This window comes from Ensifer sp. WSM1721 (genome assembly GCF_000513895.2).
GTDB lineage: Bacteria > Pseudomonadota > Alphaproteobacteria > Rhizobiales > Rhizobiaceae > Sinorhizobium.
The window spans coordinates 1,682,945-1,705,769 of the sequence record NZ_CP165782.1; the positions used below are offsets into that span (position 1 = coordinate 1,682,945).

General features: G+C 61.2%; 26 protein-coding genes and 1 pseudogene. 14 read left to right on the forward strand and 13 right to left on the reverse strand.

The features are described 5' to 3' along the window. Positions 1-372 precede the first annotated feature (372 nt). The 4 genes from M728_RS08210 (at position 373) to M728_RS08225 (ending at position 3,383) form a co-directional block, all read left to right on the forward strand. Complete coding sequence (locus M728_RS08210) at positions 373-1,155, forward strand: ABC transporter substrate-binding protein (protein WP_026613911.1); 783 nt, start codon at positions 373-375, stop codon at positions 1,153-1,155. Positions 1,156-1,317: 162 nt separating this feature from the next. Further along, positions 1,318-2,121 (forward strand): ABC transporter permease, encoded by an 804-nt coding sequence (locus M728_RS08215; protein WP_026623004.1) that lies wholly within the window; start codon positions 1,318-1,320, stop codon positions 2,119-2,121. Then, positions 2,118-2,948, forward strand: a complete 831-nt coding sequence (locus M728_RS08220; protein ID WP_026623003.1) for an ABC transporter permease — start codon at positions 2,118-2,120, stop codon at positions 2,946-2,948. Before M728_RS08215 ends, M728_RS08220 begins: the two co-directional genes overlap by 4 nt. Before the next feature lie 168 nt (positions 2,949-3,116). Then, entirely contained in the window at positions 3,117-3,383 is a 267-nt protein-coding gene (locus M728_RS08225; protein WP_026623002.1) for an usg protein, read from the forward strand. Between the two features lie 129 nt (positions 3,384-3,512). On the opposite strand, the gene M728_RS08230 is transcribed toward M728_RS08225, so the two are convergent. Next, positions 3,513-4,217: an SDR family oxidoreductase gene (locus M728_RS08230; RefSeq protein ID WP_026623001.1), complete on the reverse strand. Its 705-nt coding sequence runs from the start codon at positions 4,215-4,217 to the stop codon at positions 3,513-3,515. A gap of 149 nt (positions 4,218-4,366) precedes the next feature. After that, positions 4,367-5,092 (reverse strand): DUF2270 domain-containing protein, encoded by a 726-nt coding sequence (locus M728_RS08235; protein WP_026623000.1) that lies wholly within the window; start codon positions 5,090-5,092, stop codon positions 4,367-4,369. A gap of 268 nt (positions 5,093-5,360) precedes the next feature. On the opposite strand from M728_RS08235, the gene M728_RS08240 reads away from it, so the two are divergent. The 3 genes and pseudogenes from M728_RS08240 (at position 5,361) to M728_RS08250 (ending at position 7,821) form a co-directional block, all read left to right on the forward strand. Continuing rightward, the gene (locus M728_RS08240) at positions 5,361-6,188 is read left to right on the forward strand and encodes a class I SAM-dependent methyltransferase (protein WP_026622999.1); all 828 of its coding nucleotides are present in this window, start codon (positions 5,361-5,363) and stop codon (positions 6,186-6,188) included. Between the two features lie 69 nt (positions 6,189-6,257). Next, positions 6,258-7,127 carry an NAD(P)-dependent oxidoreductase gene (locus M728_RS08245; RefSeq protein ID WP_026622998.1) on the forward strand — a complete coding sequence of 290 codons (870 nt, stop codon included), beginning with the start codon at positions 6,258-6,260 and terminating at the stop codon, positions 7,125-7,127. Next, a pseudogene (locus M728_RS08250) lies at positions 7,124-7,821 on the forward strand (DNA alkylation repair protein). Before M728_RS08245 ends, M728_RS08250 begins: the two are co-directional and overlap by 4 nt. Before the next feature lie 114 nt (positions 7,822-7,935). Here the strand turns inward: M728_RS08250 and M728_RS08255 are convergent. The 3 genes from M728_RS08255 to M728_RS08265 all read right to left on the reverse strand — a co-directional run bounded on the left by M728_RS08255 (position 7,936) and on the right by M728_RS08265 (position 9,845). Further along, positions 7,936-8,424 (reverse strand): Lrp/AsnC family transcriptional regulator, encoded by a 489-nt coding sequence (locus tag M728_RS08255; RefSeq protein ID WP_026613901.1) that lies wholly within the window; start codon positions 8,422-8,424, stop codon positions 7,936-7,938. Positions 8,425-8,488: 64 nt separating this feature from the next. Then, positions 8,489-9,127, reverse strand: coding sequence for a uracil-DNA glycosylase family protein (locus tag M728_RS08260; protein ID WP_026622997.1), 639 nt, complete (start codon positions 9,125-9,127; stop codon positions 8,489-8,491). Further along, complete coding sequence (locus M728_RS08265) at positions 9,120-9,845, reverse strand: thermonuclease family protein (protein ID WP_026622996.1); 726 nt, start codon at positions 9,843-9,845, stop codon at positions 9,120-9,122. The genes M728_RS08260 and M728_RS08265 overlap by 8 nt, the downstream gene beginning before the upstream one ends. A gap of 133 nt (positions 9,846-9,978) precedes the next feature. On the opposite strand from M728_RS08265, the gene M728_RS08270 reads away from it, so the two are divergent. Beyond that, on the forward strand, positions 9,979-11,514 hold the full coding sequence (locus M728_RS08270; protein ID WP_026622995.1) for a HAMP domain-containing sensor histidine kinase: 1,536 nt from the start codon (positions 9,979-9,981) through the stop codon (positions 11,512-11,514). 125 nt (positions 11,515-11,639) lie between these two features. Here the strand turns inward: M728_RS08270 and M728_RS08275 are convergent, their stop codons facing one another. Together M728_RS08275 and cobT are read right to left on the reverse strand one after the other, a co-directional pair. Continuing rightward, entirely contained in the window at positions 11,640-12,053 is a 414-nt protein-coding gene (locus tag M728_RS08275) for a diacylglycerol kinase (RefSeq protein WP_026622994.1), read from the reverse strand. Positions 12,054-12,448: 395 nt separating this feature from the next. Beyond that, on the reverse strand, positions 12,449-13,465 hold the full coding sequence (gene cobT / locus M728_RS08280; RefSeq protein WP_026622114.1) for a nicotinate-nucleotide--dimethylbenzimidazole phosphoribosyltransferase: 1,017 nt from the start codon (positions 13,463-13,465) through the stop codon (positions 12,449-12,451). Positions 13,466-13,602: 137 nt separating this feature from the next. Here cobT and M728_RS08285 point away from each other — a divergent pair, with 137 nt between their 5' ends. The 3 genes from M728_RS08285 (at position 13,603) to M728_RS08295 (ending at position 15,463) form a co-directional block, all read left to right on the forward strand. Next, positions 13,603-14,391 carry an adenosylcobinamide-GDP ribazoletransferase gene (locus M728_RS08285; RefSeq protein WP_026622115.1) on the forward strand — a complete coding sequence of 263 codons (789 nt, stop codon included), beginning with the start codon at positions 13,603-13,605 and terminating at the stop codon, positions 14,389-14,391. 152 nt (positions 14,392-14,543) lie between these two features. After that, positions 14,544-14,765, forward strand: a complete 222-nt coding sequence (locus M728_RS08290; protein ID WP_026622116.1) for a DUF1289 domain-containing protein — start codon at positions 14,544-14,546, stop codon at positions 14,763-14,765. Beyond that, positions 14,762-15,463, forward strand: a complete 702-nt coding sequence (locus tag M728_RS08295; RefSeq protein ID WP_026622117.1) for a TIGR02281 family clan AA aspartic protease — start codon at positions 14,762-14,764, stop codon at positions 15,461-15,463. The genes M728_RS08290 and M728_RS08295 overlap by 4 nt, the downstream gene beginning before the upstream one ends. Before the next feature lie 196 nt (positions 15,464-15,659). On the opposite strand, the gene M728_RS08300 is transcribed toward M728_RS08295, so the two are convergent. From M728_RS08300 to M728_RS08310, 3 genes are read right to left on the reverse strand one after another with little or no spacing between them, the layout of a single operon-like run. After that, positions 15,660-15,875, reverse strand: coding sequence for a hypothetical protein (locus M728_RS08300; RefSeq protein ID WP_026622118.1), 216 nt, complete (start codon positions 15,873-15,875; stop codon positions 15,660-15,662). Between the two features lie 22 nt (positions 15,876-15,897). Next, positions 15,898-17,715, reverse strand: a complete 1,818-nt coding sequence (locus M728_RS08305) for an adenylate cyclase (RefSeq protein ID WP_026622119.1) — start codon at positions 17,713-17,715, stop codon at positions 15,898-15,900. Continuing rightward, entirely contained in the window at positions 17,712-18,098 is a 387-nt protein-coding gene (locus M728_RS08310) for a helix-turn-helix domain-containing protein (protein ID WP_051440975.1), read from the reverse strand. The genes M728_RS08305 and M728_RS08310 overlap by 4 nt, the downstream gene beginning before the upstream one ends. A 273-nt stretch (positions 18,099-18,371) precedes the next feature. On the opposite strand from M728_RS08310, the gene M728_RS08315 reads away from it, so the two are divergent. The 3 genes from M728_RS08315 to M728_RS08325 are packed head-to-tail and all read left to right on the forward strand — an operon-like array spanning position 18,372 to position 20,596. Continuing rightward, positions 18,372-18,671, forward strand: a complete 300-nt coding sequence (locus M728_RS08315; RefSeq protein WP_051440976.1) for a hypothetical protein — start codon at positions 18,372-18,374, stop codon at positions 18,669-18,671. 18 nt (positions 18,672-18,689) lie between these two features. Continuing rightward, positions 18,690-19,889 carry a YcaO-like family protein gene (locus M728_RS08320; protein WP_156943511.1) on the forward strand — a complete coding sequence of 400 codons (1,200 nt, stop codon included), beginning with the start codon at positions 18,690-18,692 and terminating at the stop codon, positions 19,887-19,889. Beyond that, complete coding sequence (locus M728_RS08325) at positions 19,886-20,596, forward strand: TfuA-like protein (protein ID WP_026622121.1); 711 nt, start codon at positions 19,886-19,888, stop codon at positions 20,594-20,596. Before M728_RS08320 ends, M728_RS08325 begins: the two co-directional genes overlap by 4 nt. Before the next feature lie 24 nt (positions 20,597-20,620). Here the strand turns inward: M728_RS08325 and M728_RS08330 are convergent, their stop codons facing one another. The 3 genes from M728_RS08330 to M728_RS08340 all read right to left on the reverse strand — a co-directional run bounded on the left by M728_RS08330 (position 20,621) and on the right by M728_RS08340 (position 22,823). Continuing rightward, positions 20,621-21,382, reverse strand: coding sequence for an ABC transporter permease (locus tag M728_RS08330; RefSeq protein WP_026622122.1), 762 nt, complete (start codon positions 21,380-21,382; stop codon positions 20,621-20,623). After that, entirely contained in the window at positions 21,379-22,305 is a 927-nt protein-coding gene (locus M728_RS08335; protein WP_026622123.1) for an ABC transporter ATP-binding protein, read from the reverse strand. The genes M728_RS08330 and M728_RS08335 overlap by 4 nt, the downstream gene beginning before the upstream one ends. Positions 22,306-22,490: 185 nt before the next feature. Continuing rightward, positions 22,491-22,823, reverse strand: a complete 333-nt coding sequence (locus M728_RS08340) for a metalloregulator ArsR/SmtB family transcription factor (RefSeq protein WP_026613886.1) — start codon at positions 22,821-22,823, stop codon at positions 22,491-22,493. Positions 22,824-22,825: the final 2 nt, after the last annotated feature.

Below are 22,825 nucleotides of genomic sequence, written 5' to 3' on the forward strand. Positions count from 1 at the left end.
TCGCGCGCATCGCACTCCCTGCGCCTCGAGCGCTGTGGCATCCTCGTCACGGGCCATGATCCGCGGTTCCGACTTTTTTGTGACAGTCGAAAATGTGTAGCCGCAACGCGACAGCCGCGGATCGGTTCCGCTCCAAGGCCTATCGAAACCGACATTAACCCTACGTGAACGGGCTGTTCATCTTCACACGCAACCATCGGGAGGAAGCGACGGGAGACGACTCGCGCAAAGCGGTGGGCAGCGCCGCTTTCCTGTTGATTTTTGCTGGAAAAACGTACGAATATCGCGCCAACCGGTGGCGCAGGCCCCCGGCTCTATTTGGCATCCGCGAAAGAAGAAAAACCGGATGTCGAGCCAACAGAGAGGATAATCATGCGTATTTCCAGACGGCTGGCAGTCGCCGCTTCGGCTGCCGTTTTCGCCCTCATGGCCGGCGCGGCGATGGCGGAAGGCGAGAAGATCGTGATCGGCACCGAAGGCGCCTACCCGCCCTTCAACAACCTTGAAGCCGACGGCACGCTGACCGGCTTCGACATCGACATCGCGAAGGCGCTCTGCGAGGAGATGAAGGCCGAATGCACCTTCGTGACGCAGGATTGGGAAGGCATCATTCCGGCGCTGATCGCCAAGAAGTTCGATGCCATCGTCGCTTCCATGTCGATCACCGAGGAGCGCAAGCAGCAGGTGGACTTCACGAAGAAGTACTATAACACCCCGCCGGCAATCGCCGTGCCGAAGGATTCGCCGATCACCGAGGCAACCGCTGCCGCGCTCGAAGGCAAGGTGCTCGGCGCACAGGCTTCCACCACCCACTCCAACTACGCCGAAGCGCATATGAAGGGCGCCGAGCTGAAGCTCTATCCAACGGCTGACGAGTACAAGCTCGACGTCGCCAACGGCCGTGTGGATGCCGTCATCGACGACGTCGTCGTGCTCTCCGAATGGTTGAAGACGGAGGACGGCGCCTGCTGCAAGCTGCTGGGCACCCTGCCGGTTGACCCGGTCATCAACGGAGAAGGCGCAGGCATCGCAGTCCGCAAGGGCGATGATGCGCTTCGCGAGAAACTCAACACGGCGATCGACGCCATCCGCGCGAACGGTAAATACAAGGAGATCAACGAGAAGTACTTCCCGTTCGACGTCTACGGCAGCTAACCATAGCGAAATCCAGCGCGGTTTCGCGTTCATACCGGGAAAAGCTCGGTTGATGCAGAAAATGCAACGGCGGATGGGCTTGCCCTTCCGCCGTTTTTGTTTGACAAGGAACTTCAAAAATAAGCGTCGTTGGCGCAAAGAACGTTAGGGGAATTTCTTGGCATGAGCGGAGTGTTCGCCGCCATTTATTCCGGTCTCGCCTGGATCGGATCGATCGTTGATCCGCTTTGCGGACCCATCGGGGTCTTTCGCTGGTTTGCCTCGGGAACGCTTTTCGCCTGCGGCGACACGGGCTGGGGCGATGAGATCGCCTATGGTTTCCTGGTAACGGCCAGCCTCGCCATCGCAACGCTGCCCGTCGGCCTTGTGATCGGCTTCTTCATCGCGCTGGCGAAGCAATCGGAGGAAAGGTCGCTGCGACTGGCGGGCAACATCTACACGACGATCTTCCGCGGCCTGCCGGAACTTCTGACGCTCTTCATCGTCTATTACGGCCTGCAGATACTGGTGCAGCAGTTTCTCGCGACGCTCGGCTATGAGGGCCCGATCGAGATCAATGCCTTTGTCGCCGGCATGATCGCGCTCGGCGTAGTCTTCTCGGCTTACTGCTCCGAGGTATTGCTCTCTGCCTTCAAGGCCATTCCGCAAGGCCAATACGAGGCCGGCGATGCGCTCGGTTTCCACCGCGGCCAGACAATGCGCCTCATCGTCCTGCCGCAGCTCATACGCATCGCCCTTCCCGGTCTCGGCAATCTCTGGATGGCGCTGCTCAAGGACACGGCCCTCGTCTCGGTCGTCGGCCTTCCCGATATTCTCCGCCAGACGGGCATAGCAGCCCGCGTGACGAAGCAGGCCTTTCAGTTCTTCGGCGTCGCCTGCATCCTCTTCCTGATCCTGGCGATGATTTCGTCCGTCCTATTCTCGGCGCTCGAGCGCTCCACCAAACGTGCGGAGATGGGCCGATGAGCATTGCCGAAACGATGATACCCCCTCAGGCTCCGCCGCCCGTCCCGCCGAAGCCCTACACGCTATCGCGTTTTTTCGGCAGCGTCTTCCTCGGCGTCTGGCTGGCGCTCGGCGTCGGCATCTTCCTGACGATCGTCAATGGTTGGGATCCGGAAAAATTCTCGCGATACGGACCGAGCTTCCTGTCCGGCCTCGGCGTGACGCTGACGCTTGTCGTCTCTTCGATTCTCATGGGAGCCGTCCTGTCGTTTCCCGTGGCGCTCGGACGCATGTCGAAGAACAGGCTTTGGTCCTGGCTTGCCTATGCGTATGTCTACTTCTTCCGCGGCACGCCCCTGATCACTCAGCTCTTCCTCGTCTACTACGGTCTCGGCAGCTTCCGGCCGCAGCTCGAGTCGATCGGTCTGTGGTGGTTCTTCCGCGACGCCTGGAATTGCGCGCTCTTCACCTTCACGTTGAACACCGCCGCCTACCAGGCCGAGATCCTGCGCGGGGCCATTCAAAGCGTGTCGCGCGGTCAGCGCGAGGCTGCGGCCGCGCTCGGCTTGCCGGAGCGCGTCGCCTTCTTCAAGATCATCCTGCCGCAGGCGATGATCGTGGCACTCCGCCCCTATGGCAACGAAATCATCCTGATGATCAAGGGCTCGGCGATCGTTGCGATCGTTACCGTCTTCGATCTCATGGGCGAGACGCGACGCGCCTTCTCCCGCACCTTCGACTACCAGATGTATGTCTGGGCGGCGGTGCTATATTTGTTCATGGTGGAATTGCTGCGCAACATCTGGGCTTGGCTCGAAGCGCGGCTGACGCGCCACCTGAAGCGTTGAGCGGGCACGGAGCTGTTCACGGCGAAAGGCTTGGCAGCACTCGCTCAGCATTGCTAACAAGCCTTTGTTATTCCATGGGAATTTTGGCTGCAGCACGAATATTAGGGCTTGATTAAGGAATCAAGCGCTTCATCATAGAGACCACCCTTTGCAAAAAGTGAGGTCCGAATGACGAGCGACATGGAACTGCAGCTCAAGGGTTACGGCCTGACGACGGCCCAGATACTCTATCGGATGCCCGACCACCCGGCTCTCCTGCAGACCTATATCTGGCAGCACTACGACATCGCACCGGATTTCCCGGAAATGCGCAGCTTCCTGAAATTCTGGCAGGAGAAGCTGGACGGGCCGTTGCATTCGGTACGCTACGTGCACCGCAAGCTCATCTCCGCGACCGAATGGCGCGCCCTCAAGGGCGAGTTCGTCCTCCACTGATGAGAAAGCGCTCTGCAGAGTGGGGGTAGGAAAACTGCGCGCTTTCGCCTATGTCCCGCGTCGCGGCGAAAGAAGTCGACCCATTAATCTTGCGCCGACTCCACTCGAACTCATGACGAGCAGAAATTATCACACCGACCGCGTTATGCCGCCATCGATGCGGATGTTCTGGCCCGTGATATAGCCTCCGCGATCGGTCGCAAGCAGAGCGATCAGTTCGGCCACCTCCTCCGACGTCCCGTACCGCCCCATCGGAATTCGCTCTCGGCGCTCCTCCGTCTCCGGCAGGCTGTCGATAAAGCCCGGCAGGACGTTGTTCATGCGCACATTGTCGGCCGCATATCGGTCCGCGAAGAGCTTGGTGAAGGCAGCGAGGCCGGAACGAAAGACGCCCGAAGTCGGAAACAGCGGATCAGGTTCAAAGACCGCATAGGTAGAGATGTTGACGATGCTGCCGGATTGTTGCTCGACCATGATCGGCGTGACGAGCCTGGTCGGCCTCACGACGTTAAGGAAATAGACCTCCATCCCCTTATGCCAGTCCTCGTCGGTGAGTTCCAGTACCGGAGCGCGTGGCCCATGTCCGGCCGAGTTGATGAGCGCGTCCACCCGCCCCCAAGCGTCGTAAGCCGAATCGACAAGCCGCTTCAAATCGTCGTTCGACTGGTTCGATCCGGTGACGCCGATGCCGCCGAGTTCTTTCGCCAGAGCCTCGCCCTTGCCGGACGAGGACAGGATGGCGACGCGGAAACCCTCCGCTGCCATCCTCCGCGCTGCAACGGCGCCCATGCCGGAACCGCCGGCGGTAATGATTGCTACCTTTTGTTCACTCATCATACATCCTACTCAAATGTCCCCGTTTTTGATTGGCTGCCGGCAAAGTTCACCCGCACGACCGCAGTTGAAGCAGCCTCTCGCGCCGGCATCAAACGAGAATTTCTGATGACCGTATCAAGAACGCCCATCTACAGCCGCGACGGCCGTCAGACATGCACCTCGCCGTGGGCCAACTCACCGGCTCCAGGCTCCTTGCGCAGAGAGCCATAGAGAACCGCCGCGTAGAATAGCGCGACCCCGATCATCACCGCCCAGCCGGGTACCACACCGAGAGCTGCATTCTCCGTCACATCGGCCCAGGAGCGGACATGTCCGAAGGGTTCGCCATTGGTCGACATCTTAGGCGAGGAGATCTTCAGCGCCCAGGCCAAGAGCAGTATCAGGTACATCCAGCAATAGTTGCGCTGCAGCCGCCGACAGACGGCCTCCTTATAGCTCATCAGGAAAGCCGGCCGGCGCAGGCTGGCGGCTATCGACACGGACCACTTGAAGGTCGGCGTGCCTTCGGGGCAAAGAATCTGAGCGAAATAACCGCGCTCGAGCTGGCGCACCCGGGCGCGATAGACGTCGAAGAAACGGTAGCGCCGTGCCTCGATCAAGAGCAGCAAGGTGATGAGCAATACGGCGAAGAGCAGGACGCCATGGTGCGACGATGGTGTCGAAAGCGAAACGGACAGCATCGCCGCGACCACCGTGATCGCCCAGTTCGAGGTTCGGTCTATACGATCCCGCCAACCGGCCATCCGCCCCATTTCGCCGCGATAATAATGGACGATCGTGTTGATCGTCTCCTGCGAGCTCTGAGGAAGGGGCGGGCCCTGCCGCTCCGGCATCTCCGTTTCCAATGTCAGCGGGCTCAAGTCAGCAGTCATCGGCATTCCTCCCGATTTCTCACTGTTTTCGGGGATGATGACTCCTTTCCCATCGACGATAAATGCCGCGGCGCCCCCACCCAGTCGATTTTTTTACCGAACGCTCAATGTTCGCTTTACGTTCCAGGCTTCACAGGGCCGTCCCGACCTGAAGCCTATCGCCGCTTCCGTGCGAAATGGAGTATTATTCAACGACATCGGTCACTTATGCAGGTGATCGCCCCCGGCGGCGATTGTCAAAGTCCGCTGGCGGTCGTAAGAAGCGCTCATGACCCAGAAGAGCAAGAAGATCGACGAGGAAGCACTGGCGGCGGCATATAACCGCGCGCTTTCCCTGGAGAAGTCCGGGCACTTTGACGCGGCCGCCGCAGCCTATCGGGAAGTCCTTGAACTCGATCCGGAGGATCACGGCGGCGCCGCCGTTCGGCTGGCCTCGATGGGTCGGGGTGACACGCCGCTCAAGGCGCCGGACGCCTATGTGGCCACACTGTTCGACCAGCATGCCGAGGTTTTCGACAATGTCCTCGTCGACCAGTTGGACTATTGCGTACCACTTCTCGTTCGCCAGCGAATTCAGGCGCTTGGGCTTGGGCCTTTCAAGCGGGTGCTCGATCTCGGCTGCGGCACCGGGCTCACCGGCGGCGCACTGCGCGATATGGCGGAAGACATAACCGGCGTGGATCTCTCGGAGAACATGGTGGAGATTGCCCACGAGAAAGATCTCTATGAGACGCTCTACGTCGCCGAGGCCGTCGATTTCCTCGACGACAATGATGATGAGCCGTTCGACCTGATTGTTGCGACCGACGTCCTGCCCTATATCGGCGCCTTGGAGCCGCTCTTCTTCGGCGCGGTCGACAATCTCGTACCGGGCGGGCTCCTGATCTTCTCCAGCGAGACCCTCCCGGCGGAGGCTTTCGCAGGGCGCGGCTACGTCGTCGGCCCGCATCAACGCTTCGCGCATTCAGAGACCTACTTGCGCGACCGTCTGACCGCGACCGGATTCGAGGTGATCGACATCAGCGACATCACCGTTCGTAAGGAAGAGGGCGAGCCGACCGCCGGGCAATTGCTTATCGCGCGGTTCAAGCCCTGATTGCCGGCGCCTGCTGCCGCGGCTATCGTCGGCTAAATCTCTGCCAAAGCAAATGGGAGTCTGCAGGAAATGGCCAAAGTCGCATTCATCGGTCTCGGCGTCATGGGATACCCGATGGCCGGTCATCTCAAGGTCCGCGGTGGGCACGACGTGACCGTCTACAACCGAACCTCCGCGAAGGCGGAACAATGGGCGACTGCGTTCGGCGGGCGCACGGCGGCAACGCCTGCAGAGGCGGCAAAAGATCAGGACTTCGTTTTCTCCTGCGTCGGCAATGACGACGACCTGCGCTCCGTCACCACCGGCGAAGACGGTGCCTTCGAGACCATAGGCCAGGGGGCGATCTTTATCGACAACACCACGGCCTCGGCTGAAGTTGCTCGCGAGCTCTACTCTGCGGCCCGAGCAAAGGGCGCGCATTTTATCGATGCGCCGGTCTCGGGCGGCCAGGCCGGCGCCGAGAATGGGGTGCTCACGGTCATGTGCGGCGGCGACTCGGAAGCCTTCGACAGGGCAAAGCCGGTCATCGAAGCCTACGCGCGCATGGTCGGTCTGATGGGCCCGGCCGGTGCCGGCCAGCTCACCAAGATGATCAACCAGATCTGCATCGCCGGTCTCGTGCAAGGCCTCGCCGAGGGCATCCACTTCGGCAAAAGAGCTGGCCTCGATATCGAGAAGGTTATCGACGTCATTTCCAAGGGGGCAGCCGGTTCCTGGCAGATGGAAAACCGCTACAAGACCATGAATGCCGGAAAATATGATTTCGGCTTCGCCGTCGACTGGATGCGCAAGGACCTCGATATCGTCCTCGCCGAAGCGCGGCGCAATGGTGCCAAGCTTCCCGTGACTGCCTTGGTGGACCAGTTCTACGCCGACGTGCAGGCGCTCGGGGGAAACCGCTGGGACACCTCTTCGCTGCTTGCGCGGCTCGAGAAGTGACGCTCTCCCCAACATCGACAGCACAAGAAATCATCGATCGCCTGCGCCTGCTCGGATCTGAGGAAAACATCGCCGGCATGGCGCGCTTCGGGATCGCGACCGAAGCGGCGCTCGGCCTTTCGAATGTCGAGCTTCGTCGCATCTCCCGTCAGGTGAAGACAGATCATGCCCGCGGCTCGAGCTCTGGCGCTCGGGCATCCGAGAAGCGCGCATCCTGGCTGCCTTCACCGCCGATCCCAAGGCTTTGACGCTCGACGAAGCGCGGCGCTGGGCAGGCGACTGCAACTCATGGGAGGTCGTCGATATGCTCGCCGACCTCCTTGTCGGCGCGCGGTACGATCGGGCGCTCGTTGCCGAATTTGCCACCGACGAGCGGGAATTCGTCCGCCGCCTCGCCTTTGCGATGATCGCCACCGCAGCCGTGCACCTCAAGACCGAACCGGATTCGACGTTTGTGGCGTGGTTACCGCTGATCGAGGCACATGCCGCCGATGACCGCAATTTCGTAAAAAAGGCCGTGAACTGGGCGCTGAGACAGATCGGCAAGCGCAACGCCGCCTGCCACGCGCCGGCTCTGGCGCTTGCGGAAAAACTCGCGGCGAGCGCGGACCGTGCGGCACGATGGACAGGCCGGGACGCGGTGCGCGAACTTAGCGGCAGCAAGGTGCTCTGGCGTCTCGGCCTAGCTGTTTGAGTTGGAGGCTGCATGCCGATATGCAGCCGCAACGCATGCGCCAGAGCATTAAAATGTTTCCGAAAAATCAGACGAATAGAGAAGAATTCTCCAAACTCACTTGAGCGGGGGCAGCTATTCCTCGCTGCTCTTTGCCTGGTCGATCACCATATAGTCGAGCGGTAACTGCGTCGTATATTTGATCTGCTCCATGGCGAAAGCGGAGGACACGTCGCGGATCTCGATCTTGGCGATCAGCCGCTTGTAGAACGCGTCATAGGCGGCGATGTCGGGCACGACGACGCGCAAGAGATAATCGACATCACCGCTCATGCGATAAAATTCCACCACTTCCGGAAAATCGGCGACCACCTCGGAGAACCGGCGCAGCCACTCCATGGAGTGCGAATTCGTCCGGACCGACACGAACACGGTGACCTTGGTATTGACCTTCACCGGATCGAGAAGCGCGACACGGCGCCGGATTACGCCATCCTCCTCCATCTTCTGGATGCGTCGCCAGCAAGGCGTGGTCGAAAGACCTACCTTCTTGGCAAGGTCGGCAACAGCCAAGGTCGAATCTTCCTGCAAAAGGCGCAGGATCTTGCGGTCTAGGCGATCCATGGAAAGTCCTCTCGAATATTTTTCCTTTCATAGCGCGCAATTTGTGAAAATAAAGAAAATTGTTTCATCTTGTGAGCACCCGTATTCTTTCGCGCAGGAAAGGCAGCAATTCGGCCTCGAACCAGGGGTGACGCCGAAGCCACCCAGTGTTGCGCCAGCTCGGATGCGGCATCGGCAACACGGCAGGGCCTTGGTTGCGCTTCACGTAGCGATGCCAATTGCGCGCAGTTTCGGTCATTGATTTCGGACAGTCCTGCCCCAGATGCCAGCGCTGTGCATAGTGGCCAACCGCCAGCACCAGCTCGATCTGCGGCATCGCCTCCATAACGCGCTGCCGCCACAGCGGCGCACACTCGCTTCTCGGCGGCAGGTCGCTGCCATGCCTGTCATAGCCGGGAAAGCAGAAGCCCATCGGCACGATGGCGAAGTTTCGCGGATCGTAGAATGCCGCGCGGTCTACCGAGAGCCATTGCCGCAGCCGGTCGCCCGATGCATCGTTGAAGGGAAGGCCGCTTTCATGCACGCGCAGGCCCGGCGCCTGCCCGGCGATGAGGATCTTTGCGGTTGCCGAAAGCACAGCGACAGGCCTCGGCTCGTGCGGTAGCCGGTGATCCGGCCCGCGCGCCGGATCGTCGCGGCACAGGCGGCAGGCCGCAATGGCCGTCTGCAACGCCTTCAGCCGTTCCTCTCCGCTGTCAACCACCTAAGATCCTTGTCGCAATCGTGCTTACCTGCTCCTCGAGCCACCGGGCGATGAGCTCCAGCCAGTCGCCTGTCAGATGCGGTGACTCCTCGGCCTTTCCGTTCGAACGCCGCCATTCCTGCGGCCTTACGAAATCGCCTTCCCAGAGACCCGCTTTGTCGCCTCGCGCCGCTTCCTCTTCGTCGCGGTAGAGGCCGTAGCTCACGGCGTGACCGGAGAGAACCATTTCCCGACCGATATCGCGCCCGTCCGCTTCGCAGACACCAAGCTCCCGTCCATAGCGATCGCGGCCGTGGAGCCGACACACCGTTGTCGCTCCCTCGATCAGCGTCTTCAGCCGCAGGCGCGCTTCCGCGCCGCAATCCCAAACGGCCTCGCCGCGCCTGCAGGTCTGGCCGATTTCGGGAGCATCGATGCCTTCGAGCCTGATGCGGCGCCCGTTAATTCGCAAGCTGTCGCCGTCGCTCGCCGAGGCCGAGCCGCGCAATTGGCCGGTCACGGGCGGTTCCGGCGGCGGCAGCTTCGCGGCTACATAGGCACCGATGCCGAGGAGGAAAAGGAAGACCCATCCACTGATCATGCCGGCACGGCCTTGCTGCGCGCGGCGTCGAGGCGGCCCATCGTTTTCCGGCCGGCCAAAGGCAAATCGGCGGCCAGAGGGCGTGGGCCTGCCGGCGGAGCCGCCGACAACACGGAACCTTCGATTCTGCGGCTTCACCCGAACGCCTCTTCTTTTCGCGCGATCAAACGCAATCGCGCCACAATGGTTGTCGAATCCTTCATGGAGGGCAGCAACTTCTTAAGGATTGCATCCTAGACTGCAAGCCAAACGAAACCCCCTGCCCATGAGCATGAGCATCGCCGTCAGCACATCGACCGATAAGATCATCGTCGACAAGTCGCGCAACTATCGAAACAAGGCTGTTTCGAAGACGGTGCGCGCGACGCGCCAGCGGCTGCAGACCGGTTCCTCCGACCCCTCCGGTTTTGACCGGGAAATGCTCCTGCTTCATATCGACTCCGTCCTGCATGGCGCGATCGCCCTGCCCGTGCTCGTCGCCCTGATTGCGGCCACCGGCATCTATCTCTCGGGCGATCCCAGCGTTCTTGCCTGGGCGTTCATGATGCTCTCGGCTCATGCGGTCACGATCTTCCTCGCGCGGAAAGCGAAGCGCGAAGACATCGTCGTTGAAAAAGTCGCCGCCTGGCGCCGCCGTTTCCTCGCCGGCCAGGTCCTGATCGGGCTGTGCTGGGCGATCTTTTCCATGCAAGACTGTTCGTCCTGCGGCGAGGTCGTGTCCGGCCTCTTCGAGGGAACGGTGTTGTTCATCGCGCTTGCAGCCACGGCGATGGGTACGTTCCTGCTGCGCAATGCCCTTTTCTACACGTTCCTGCCGGTCGTCGCGGCGCTCGGTTTCTCGTCGTTGACGGCCGCCGATCCCGTTCACATCGGTTTGACGGGCATCCTCTCGCTCTCGCTCGTTTTCCTCGCCTTCATGACCGACCGTATGAATCGTGCAAATGTGCACATTCTGTCGGTCCAGTCGGAGAAGGACGATCTCATTGCCGAGCTCGAAGTCGCGAAATCCATGTCCGACGAGGCCCGCCGCCGGGCCGAAGAGGCCAACCTCGCCAAATCCCGCTTCCTCGCTTCGATGTCGCATGAGCTGCGGACCCCGCTCAACGCCATTCTCGGCTTCTCCGAGGTGATGTCGAGCGAAGTGCTGGGGCCGCTCAACAACCCGACCTACAAGGAATATACGGCGGACATTCACCGCTCGGGCGAGCACCTCCTGAATCTCATCAACGAAATTCTCGACCTTTCGCGCATCGAGGCCGGCAGGTACGAACTCAACGAGGAGGCCGTCAGTCTCGTCGACATCGCTGACGATTGCATCGGCATGGTGCAGCTTCGTGCCCGCGGCAAGAACATCGCGTTCTCGCAGCAGTTCGAGCAAGGCATGCCGGCCGTCTGGGTCGACGAGAAGGCGATGCGTCAGGTTACGCTCAACCTCCTGTCGAATGCGGTCAAGTTCACGCCCTCGGGCGGCGAGATCGCCGTGAAGGTCGGCTGGACTGCCGGCGGCGGGCAATACCTGTCCATCAAGGACAATGGGCCCGGCATTCCGGAAGAGGAAATTCCAATCGTCCTCTCCGCCTTCGGCCAGGGCTCGATCGCCATCAAAAGTGCGGAACAGGGCACCGGTCTTGGCCTGCCGATCGTGCAGGCGATCCTTGCCAAGCATAACGGCCAGTTCGTTCTGCGCTCGAAGCTCAGGGAAGGCACCGAGGCGATCGCCATCCTGCCGTCCCGCCGCGTGCTGCAGAGCCTGCCGCCCGTCGAGGACGTTCCCTCGCCCGCCCGCCGGCGCAAGAGCTTTGCCTAATGCATGTCGCCCAAAAGTGTGCAGCGGTTTTGGGACAACGACATGCACAAAAACAAGGACCTAAAGCGCGCTGCATGAATTTCGCGCTTTAAATTCGCGGGACGCGGACCGAACCGACGCGACCGTCAATCCAGAAACCGAGCCAGAAACACCACGTAGAAGGCGTAGACGCCATTCGCCACGATCAGGCACAGGCAGGCAAATGAGCCGAGATCCTTGGCGTGCCTGCCCATGTCGGAGATTTCCGGCGAGACGCGGTCGACGATCTCTTCGATCGCTGTGTTGATCGCCTCGAAGGCCATCATCAGCAGGAACAAGATCGTCATGGCGACGTATTGAAAGAGCGTCGCGCCGGCGAGCACGAAAGCCACCATGGCCACGCCGAAAGCGATGAGCTCGTGCCGAAAGGCCGCCTCGCCGATCAGCCGCTTCGCGCCGCCGAAGGAGTAGCTCGCTGCCGCAAAGAGGTGCCGGATGCCCGTATGCTTGTTGACGGGTCCGGTCTGGCCGTTGCGGGGGCTGGTGTTCTTGGCGTCCATGTCGTCTCGCGGGCTTGGCATGCGCAGCTTCGACAATCTGATTGAGGCGAATGCGAGGCGACGTCGGCTACGGTTTTCGCCACCTGGCATCAGAGATTCGGCCTCAGACAGAATGCTCCGGCGCCTCCCGATATGCGAGAAGCGGCCCCGCATCAAGACCTGCAGGATGCGAGAATAGCATGCCAGACAGCCGCTCGACAGCAAGGTGCGTTGCGGGCGTAGACAACAGCCAACATCGCCCTACAGCGCCGTGCGTCTTTTCAGACGCACAAAGGACGCTGTAGCACTTTGAATTGCTGCATGTTTTTGTCCTTAAATCGGGTACGATTTAAGGAAACATGCAGCAGCCGTTCTGAGCTCGAGGCGCCCGCCTCAGGAGGCTTCATGCGCCACCATCAGCTCTTGTTGCTGACGCCGGCCTGCGCGAAGGTCGCCATGCCGCTGTGGCAGGCAGCGGCTGCCTTGACGATGCCGGCGGCAAGTGCTGCGCCGGTGCCCTCCCCGAGCCGCATGCCGAGCGCCAGCAGCGGTGTCTTGCCGAGCTTCTCGATCGCGCGGATGTGACCGGGCTCGCTTGAAACATGGCCGATGAGGCAATGGTCCAGAGCACCCGGATTGGCCGCCTTGAGGATTGCCGCCGCTGCGGTCGCGACATAGCCGTCGATAATGACGGGCACCTTCTGCATGCGCGCGGCGAGGATGGCACCGGCCATGGCCGCGATCTCGCGGCCGCCGAGCCGGCGCATCAGCTCGAACGGGTCGGAAAGATGATCTCGATGCAGCGCCACGGCTTTTTCGACGGCGGCGATCTTGCGCCGGAGTACCTCTCCCTCCGATCCGGTTCCCGGGCCGACCCACTCCTCCGCCGTGCCGCCATAGAGGCCGAGATTTATCGCGGCCGCTATCGTCGTATTACCGATGCCCATTTCGCCGATGCAGAGTAGATCCGTGCCGCCGGCGATCGCCTCCATGCCGAAGGCCATGGTCGCGGCGCAATCGCGCTCGGAGAGGGCAGCTTCCTCAGTGATGTCGCCCGTCGGATAGTCGAGCGCCAGGTCGAAGACCTTGAGGCCGAGATCATGCGTCGCGCAGATCTGGTTAATGGCGGCCCCGCCGGCAGCGAAGTTCTCCACCATCTGCGCCGTTACCGACGACGGAAAGGGCGTAACGCCTTGCCGGGTCACCCCGTGATTGCCGGCGAAGATCGCGACGAGCGGCCGGTTGACCGCGGGCGGGCGTCCCGTCCAGGCGGCAAGCCAGAAAGCGATTTCCTCGAGACGTCCGAGCGCACCCGGCGGCTTCGTCAATTGGGCATCCCGCTCGCGCGCCGCAACGAGCGCCGCCGAGTCCGGCCTAGGCAGGTTGCGCAGCAATTCACGGAAATCATCAAACGGCAGGCCGCTGGCACTCATGGGCAATCCTTGCATCTCTCAAAGCGTCGGGCTCGTCATAGAGGGTGACACCGCCCGCGGCAACGGCATTTGCGCCAATTGCTGTCGTCGGCGCATGATCCGCCGGAGGCTGTGCGATTCGGAGCCACGGAGACGAAATGGCATATATCCGCGATCTCTTCGACGACGTAGCGCGATCGGTGGCATTCCTGAGCCGTGTTCCCATGCCCAACCGGCATTTCCTCGATCACGACGGCCGGCTCAGCCGTGCCGTGCGCGCGTTCCCCCTCGCCGGCGTATTGATTGCCCTCCCCGCGGCCGTCTTTGCCGCGCTGTTGAACGCGCTCGGCACAAGCTCGCTCTTCACCGCCTTTGTCGTCGTCGCCGTGCAGGTCCTCGTCACCGGCGCGCTGCACGAGGATGGTCTCAGCGACACGGCGGACGGCTTCGGCGGCGGCCGCGATCGCGAACGCACGCTCGCGATCATGAAGGACAGCCGCATCGGTACCTATGGCGCCGTCGCGCTCATCCTTTCCTTCGGCTTCCGCGTCTCCGCCATCGCCTCCTTCCTGCCCCTGCTGACGTCGGTCGGTGCCGGATTTGTGCTCCTTGCCACCGCCGCTCTCAGCCGTGCCGCCGTGGTCTGGCACTGGTCGCGCCTGCCGCCTGCACGCAGCGACGGCGTTGCGGCCGCTGCGGGCGTTCCTGAAGCGGGGGCGGTGTCGGTGGCGCTCGCTTCCGGCACCGTCCTCGCGCTTCTCTTGTTCTTCGCGGCCGGGGTTTCGGTGGTCGCGGTCCTGTTGTCGTTTGCAGCCTTCGCGCTCGTCGTGCCAGGCTTTGGTAGGATCGCCGCCCGCAAGCTTGGCGGCCATACGGGCGACACGATCGGCGCCACCCAGCAGCTCGCGGAGATCGCCGTTCTCGGCGCCCTTGCGCTGGCGATCTGAAAGGCCGATATAGTGCATGTCGCCCAAAAATGCGCAGCGGTTTTGGGGCAACGACATGCACAAAAACAAAGACCTAAAGCGCGTCGCATAAACTCGATTAAACTCGACGCGCTATTGGTTCGAACGAAACAGAACAGAGCACGTCCCGGGCCATGGAATCCCCTTGCATTCTCGTCTGCGCGATCGACGACAGGACCGGCTACTGTTTCGGCTGCGGGCGCACACGTGAGGAAATCGGCTCCTGGACGCTCTACACCGACGCCGAGCGTCACAGCATCATGCTGGCTCTGCCGGAGCGGCTGGAGGCCGTGGAGCGCAAGCCGCGGCGGGAAACGCGTCGGGCGCGAATGGCGAGAGAACGAAACGGCGCATGAATCGTCTGGTCCTCCTGCTTGCAATTCTCGCCATCGGCCTCGTGCTCCTGATCGTCAATCACGATGCCGGCCAAACCCTCGGCATGAGCAATGACGACTTCGGACAGCTTGTGGCGCTGAGTGCTCTCGCAACGCTATTCGCCGCCGGTATTCTCAGGAGCCGCCGCGGTTTCGGCGAGGGATTGCGCCAGATCGCCATCTGGCTGCTGATCGCGCTCATTCTCGTTTCGACCTACATCTACCGGTTCGAGCTGCAATCCTTTGGCGACCGGCTGCTGGCGGGGCTGTCGCCCGGCAGGGCGATGGTCATCACCGACAGCGAGGGCGAGCAGGAGGTCCTGTTGCAGAAGCGGATCGATGGTCATTTCGCCGCCGATGCGACGATCAACGGTCATGACGTGAACATGCTCGTCGATACCGGTGCGAGCAGCATCGCGCTCACCTATGAGGATGCCGAACGGATCGGTCTCGATCCGGCCAATCTCAGCTATCGTGTGACGGTGATGACGGCAAACGGCCCGGCGCTCGCAGCCCCGGTCACACTGGCGGAGATCGCAATCGGCCCCATTCAGCGCAAGAACATCCGGGCTATGGTCGCAGCCGAAGGCAAGCTCGACCGCAGCCTACTCGGCATGAGCTTCCTCTCGACGCTCGACTTCCTGCAGATGCGCACGGACGAGCTCCGCCTCCGGGATTGACGTCGAACGCAACCGTCAGGGCCCAGCGCTCTTGGGCGCGACTTGCCGGAACGTTATGGCAAACCTGCTGGCGGGCGACCCGCGCCACGCCGAAAGCGGCGAGATTTGGCCGAACGCGATCGACTGTTTCCCCAGGGGTACATACCTGTCGAATGACGGTTGCCCGAGTTCGGCCGCTCCTCGAGGTCGCGACAGATCAACTGTCAACGTGACCGGCAAAGACCTCATCGACCGAGGATACCGCAATAGCGAGATCGACATTGTTGATGAAGGAACTGCCAAGCTTTCGGAAGCCGTTTACGGTAGCCAGATCGCCCGTCACCGAATCGAGCTGCCTGACGCTGCCATTTCCAAGATCAATCATCCACAGACCCGGTTCCCCCGGGATACCGATCACAACAACTTTGGCCATATTGCTACCCTCACGCCCCTTATCAAAAACCGGCCTTTTTCAGCCCCTCACGATAAAGATCTTTCTGCCATTGTTCCTTGAACGGAATGACGGCGAGCCATTTGTCCGCATCAAAAGTTGGATTGGCCTTCAGCGCTCGCATCCTGTGCTGGCGGGCCTTCTTGCGGTCACCGAGCATCGCCCAGCTCGCAGCAACGATTCTGTCGCTCGGCGTCTTATCCTTCATCCTGTAGGCAAAGCCGATGGCCTGCTCGTATTCCCCGAGGAAATAGCTCGCACCCGCAGCACTCCAGAGATAGGCGTCCGGCGCCAGCGGATTGAGTGAAAGCGCCTTGCCGAGCTTTTCCAGCGCCTTGTCGGGACAAGAGGCGTGCACCAGCGTATCGGCGTGACTGTAAAGTACATCGGCATAGTGCGGGCTCAATTGTTCGGCGAGATCGAGCGCCGCGAGGCTCTCGTCCACATCGCCCTGGTACAGCTTCACGATACCCACTTCGCGGTGTGCAGCGGGCAGGCGGTCATTGCTCTCGATCGCGTCCTTGGCGTGCCGCTCAGCCAGGGAGAGGAGCTCATCCTCGGCCCGTGCGGTCAACAGCCACTCGGTGGCATAGGTGCGGGCGATGCCGCTCAGCGCTGGCGCGAAATCCTGCTTGTATCTCAGCGCATCGCGGAAATCACGGCGCGCCCTGCGAACCTCCGGCAGGCCGAGGCCCGAGAGGCGCCGCAGGCCGCCGAGATAGTGATAATAAGCCTCCGGATGCGCCAGATAGTCGAGATGTTCCGGCCGCCCCGTCTCCACTTGCTCGGTAACGGCGCGGGCAACGTGATAGGCGATTTCCTGCCGCTGCTGCAGCAGACCGGTCGGCGAGATCGGGAAACGCTCTGCCCAAACGATCTCGTCGGAAGGCAGGAAAATGAGCTGCGTGAAAAGCCCCTGGTCCGACATGCAGCAATCGAGCGCATAGGTGACGCCGTGTTTCTCGAGGAAAGCGGCTTTATCCGATGCCCCGCGGATACGCTCGGCCGTATAAGGAGCGACGACCGACAGCGAACGGAGCGAACAGAGGCCGATCGTTACGTCCTCGATCACCGCCATGCTCACCGCATGAAGCATCGGATCGCTACCGAAGGCGGCGGGCGGAAGAAGCGCGACGCGGGGGACCGGGAAAGCCTCGGGCTCGCCTGCCGCGCTGCCCCTCTCGGCGGATGCGCGCGGCCGCAACCATGCCCTAGGTGGGGAAGCGTTCAGCAACGGGCTATTGCTGACGCGTTCGAGGATTTCGCGAACGGCCGCATCCGCCGGATCAAACTCGAGAAGATGCACGCAGGCAGAGCGCAGCGTCGGCCGGTCGGCGGACCGCTGTTCCACCTCGAGGAGCGCGCCGCGCAGCAGCTCCGTAAAGTCCCGCCGCTTCTCCATCACCCAATCCGTGTAGCATCCGGGCGGTAAGTCCACCGATGCCAGGAACGTATCGCGCCAGAGCGTCAGCACCCTACGAAACCTCTCCTCGGAGCCGTTCGCCGCCTCGAATTCCGCGACGTCGCAGGAGACCGGCCCGAGCGCCACCTCCGCTTCTGTTGCGGACAGAACCGCACCTAGGTGCGTGACGAGATTCCGCATTCGCCACAGCGTCGAACGCAAATTCTTAAAGGCGATGCTCTTCTCCCGGCCGGGCCAAATCAGCATCGCCAGTTTGTCGCGGGAGATGACCTTCTGTTCGGATGCGCAGAGATAGGCGAGAATGAGCAGGCCACGCTCCGGGCACGCAGCGACTTCGCCGTCCAAATCGACCAGCCGCAACTCCCCGAAAGTCCTGAGGTGATAACCGCGTCCCGTCACGAAAGCCTCAACCGTTCGAAGGGCTCCCGTCGCCACCAACCGCCCGCCGGCCGCGGAGCCCGTCGCCGGGCTTTCCCCTCCGACAGGAACACCGAGGCACCGTTCATCGTGACGCCTATCTCGGAGACCGCACGCGATCCGCCGCCTCGCGCAGACGGCGTGTCCTGAAAGAAGAAGGAAAAGTGCACCTGCAATATCTCGGCGATCGCCTGCAAGCGGGTCGCGCACACCCGATCTGCCCCCTTCTCGTGCCTTCGAATCTCTTCGATAGCCACACCCAGGGCCTCGGCAAGTTCTCCCCCGCTCATTTCCAGCATAGTGCGGCGCAGTCGAATGCGACGACCGACAAAAACGTCAATGGCATTGGGCGCACTACGACCCATCTGACGTCCCCCGCAGGATCCGCTGGCTGACCTTACTTTCAAACATGCTTGAAAAGCGGAAGCGTTGCAACTCGGAGGTTTGGCCTATGAACAAGTTTCGCGTGGCTCGTACCCCGCCTGCGAAGCTGATGACCGACACCGAACGACAAGCAGGCAGCACAAATGATTCTCTTCTCAACGGGAGCTTTTGGTTTGCACGCCTTGAGTGTTATGGTGAACGTGTATGCAACGCTGTCACTTATGAATGCTTCCCCACTAGCAGAGGAGACTTGCATGTCGAAAATGATGTTTCTGGGTGTAAAGGGTGAAACTGGCCTTTGGCTTGTCGACTTTGGAGCAGGGACCGTTACGCCGATGGAGGGAAAGCGCGAGGACTTTGTCGCGCATACCGACGGCCGAACCGAAATCATAGACGAGGTTGCTTCGGATGCTGATCTGGCAGTCTGCTTCGAGGCAAAAGAGTCCGCCTTCTCCGGCCATTTTTACAAGACCGGCTCCGCAACGGATATTGCTGTCGCGTTCGAAACAAATGAGCCGGCCTTCTCCGGCTATATGTACCGCACGCCTGCCTGAGTGATCTCAGCTAGCGACATGGCAAGTGACGCGCCAGTGATTTCTTATTCGGATCGCGCCTGCACCCCGAATGAGACTCTGGCGCGCATCTCTTCTTCCCTTTCCGCTCACGGAATAACCCGTCTCGCAAGGCTGACGGACCTCGATCGGATCGGCATCCCCGTGTGGAATGCCGTCGCCCCCAATTCGCGCTCAATCGTGATCAACCAGGGAAAAGGCATCCTTGATATCGACGCGAAGGTCTCAGCCGCAATGGAGGCCCTGGAGCGCTCCGTTGCCGAGGATCCCAAAGTTGAGACGAGGCGAATGAGCATTCAGTCGCTGAACGACGAGGGCGCTTTTGTCGATCCGCTGCACAGCTTCATCAGGGCCGGGCAAACGGAAATCCGCGCCGATGAATTCGTCGACTGGACACTCGGCCGCGACATCATGGCGGAGCGGGATGTCTGGGTGCCGCGCGACGCCCTTTTGCTTGACGATACAAAGAACAACCGGTTCTGGCAGTCATCCGATGGCCTCGCGTCCGGAAATACGTTTCTGGAAGCGACGTTCCATGGTTTGCTTGAGCGGATTGAACGCGATGCAACAACCATCTGGCAATTCGTCTCGGGAGAAGAGAAAAAAGCCAAATGCGTCGATGTGCACTCGATCAAAGACGCTGTTTTGAGCGACCTCGCGTGGAGAATAAAAGTAGCCGGGTTCCGACTGCAGGTCTTCGACGTGACCAGCGATATCGGCATTCCCTGTTTTGAGGCGTTCATCGCTCCTCAGGCAGCCCACAATGCCGAGATTCGCTACATCGAAGTGACGGCCGGCTATGGCGCGCACCCCAATCCCGTGCGTGCCGCGATCAGGGGCGTTACCGAGGCGGCGCAATCGCGGCTGACGTATATCAGCGGCGCACGCGACGATATCCACCCGGAGACTTTCTCGCGGAACCTGCCCACACACCTGCGAGACCTCCTGCTGTTGAATCCAGTTCCCTACGCCGCCCAGTTGGAGATGACCGCCGGTGCGACGCTTAAAGACATGCTGGCCTTCGTCGTCGCCAAGTTGAAGGCGGCGGGAGTGAGTTCCGCGATCGCGGTTCCACTCAATCCAGGGGAACGGAACTTCAGCGTCGCAAAAGTTCTCGTTCCCGAATTGGAGAACCCCGACGGAAACCGCAAGCGGCGATTCGGACCTCGGGCTTTGAAAAGAATTTTGAGCTCAAGATGAGAGTTATCTTCGGCGGACCAACATTCTACGGCGCAAGCTTGTCACCTGACCCGGCCTATCAATTGCGTCCGCCTGCGAGACAGGGAGATTTCTACAAGGCGATCCAAGAGGGCGCCAACGTGATCGGTCTCGTGGACGGCGTCTACGAATACGTGCCGGCCATTTGGCATAAGGAAATCCTCTTCGGGCTCGCCGAGGGCGTTCACATCTTTGGAGCGGCAAGCATCGGGGCTCTGCGTGCCGCGGAATGCGCACCGTTCGGGATGGTCGGCATCGGGCTGATTTACGAGGATTATGCAAGCGGCGCCCTGGAAGATGACGCGGATGTCGCGCAGTCCCACGGGCCGGCCGAATTGGGCTTTCTTCCGCTAAGCGAGCCGCTTGTGAATGTGCGGGAGACGCTCGTGCGCTGCTTGCAGGCGGCGCTTATCACTCCTGACGAACACGACCGATTGCTGGGGGCGGCGCAGGCGACCTTCTTCAAGGACCGGACCTACAAGGGATTGGTCTCGTCTGTAATAACCAACCGGGACAGGGCCACTGCGATGCTCGCGGTTTTGCGCGAAAACAGCGTCAATCAGAAGCTTCTCGATGCCGAGATGCTCATCGAAGCCGTCGTCAATGCGCCGGATAGACGTTGCATCCCGCAATGGGACTGGAGCTTCAAGAAAACGAGCGTTTGGGACGCTCTTTTTCCATCGAATTGATTCATCTCGCGATTGACGCTGCCGTCAGTTGCGCAGCTTGTAACCGGTGCGGAAAATCCAGGTCAGAACGGACATGCACAGAGCGAGAAAGACGAGCATGATCGCCGCGCTGGCGAGCGGGTCGACGTCGGAAATCTCGAAGAAGCTCCAGCGGAACCCGCTGATCAGATAGAGCACCGGATTGAAATGGCTGACCGCCTGCCAGAACGGCGGCAGCATGTCGATCGAGTAGAAGCTACCGCCCAGGAAGACGAGCGGCGGGATCACCAGCATCGGGATCAGGTTCAATTGCTCGAAATCCTTCGCCCAGATGCCGATGATGAAGCCGAACAGGCTGAAGGTGACTGCGGTCAGAACGAAGAAGAAGAGCATCGCGAATGGATGGGCGATGCTGAGATCCACGAACAGCGACGCCGTAATCAGGATGATCGTGCCGATCATCAGTCCCTTTGTCGCCGCCGCCCCCACATAGCCGAGGACGATCTCGATCATGGAGATCGGCGAGGACAGCACTTCATAGATAGTGCCGGTGAACTTCGGGAAATAGATGCCGAACGAGCCATTGCCGATGCATTGCGTCAGAAGCGTCAGCATCATCAGGCCGGGGGTGATGAACGCGCCGTAGGATACGCCCTCGATCTCCTGAATGCGTCCGCCGATGGCCGCGCCGAAGACGATGAAATAGAGCGAGGTGGATATGACCGGCGATACGACGCTCTGCAACAGCGTGCGGCGCGTGCGCGCCATCTCGAAGAAATAGATGGATTTGATCGCTTCGATGTTCATCGCCCAGCCTCCACGATCTCTACAAAAATGTCCTCGAGCGAACTCTGCCGCGTCGAAATATCCCGAAGCCTGATGCCGGCCTCGGCGAGCGCGGCGAGAAGCGCGGTGATGCCGGTGCGCTCCGCACTGGTATCGTAGTCATAGATCAGGCACTGCCCGTCTTCGTCGAGCGTCAGATTATAGGATGCCAACGATTGCGGGAGGCGCTCCAGCGGATGGGCGAGATCGACGCGCAACTGCTTGCGGCCGAGCTTCGTCATCAGCGCATCCTTCTCCTCGACGAGCAGAATCTCGCCGCCATTGATGACGGCGATCCGGTCGGCGATCTCCTCCGCCTCTTCGATATAGTGCGTCGTCAGAATGATCGTCACGCCTGAGGCACGCAGCCGCTGAACGACATCCCACATGCTCTTGCGCAGGCTGACATCGACGCCCGCGGTCGGCTCGTCGAGGAAGAGCACGCGCGGCTCATGCGAGAGCGCCTTGGCGATCAGCACACGCCGCTTCATGCCGCCAGAAAGCTCGCGCAGCGTGTTGTCCTTCTTGTTCCAGAGAGAGAGGTCCTTCAGCACCTTTTCGATATGAGCCGGGTCGGGTTTCTTGCCGTGCAGCCCACGCGAAAACGAAACGGTGTTCCAGACTGTCTCGAAGGCGTCCGTCGTAAGCTCCTGTGGCACGAGCCCGATCATCGCCCGGGTCTGGCGGAAGTCGCGCACGACATCGTTGCCGCCGACGGTGACCTTGCCGCTGGTCGCATTGACGATGCCGCAGACGATCGAGATGAGAGTCGTCTTGCCGGCGCCGTTCGGCCCGAGAAGAGCGAGAATCTCCCCCTCCTCGATATCGAGACTGACGCCCTTCAGCGCCTGAAAACCCGAGGCATACGTCTTCGACAGGTTGGAAATGGAAACGATGGGCGTCATGAACAGATCCGGAAACCGTGCGATATCGGCAGAGGTGCTGCTCTATATGGGCCGATTCACATGGATTTGCAGCCCGTCCGGAACAAATTTGCAGGTGACGCTGCGTCAACGAACATCGATCCCGCCAATATGGAGGTGGCGACCGACCAACGGATCGCTGAAGACAAGTCCCAATCGGAATGCACTCAGTGCCTGGTATGCTCGCGGCAGAAGATCCCGTAAAGCGCCATGACCAGACGCGCTGCCTTCTCCTCCTTGAGCCGGTAGAAGACCTGTTTGGCGTCCCGCCGCGTCGCGACGATGTCGGCCTCACGCAGTACGGTCAGTTGTTGCGACAGGGTCGGCTGGTGGATGCCCAGTGTCTCTTCCAACTGGCTGACCGAGTGCTCGCCTCCGACCAGGGTGCAGACGATCTTTAAGCGGTTCTGGTTTGCCAGCGTTTTGAGCAGCGCCGTGGCTTCAGCCGTCCGCTCGCCCATGTCGGGACGAACGTTGCGGAATTTCATCACCGTTCCCATGG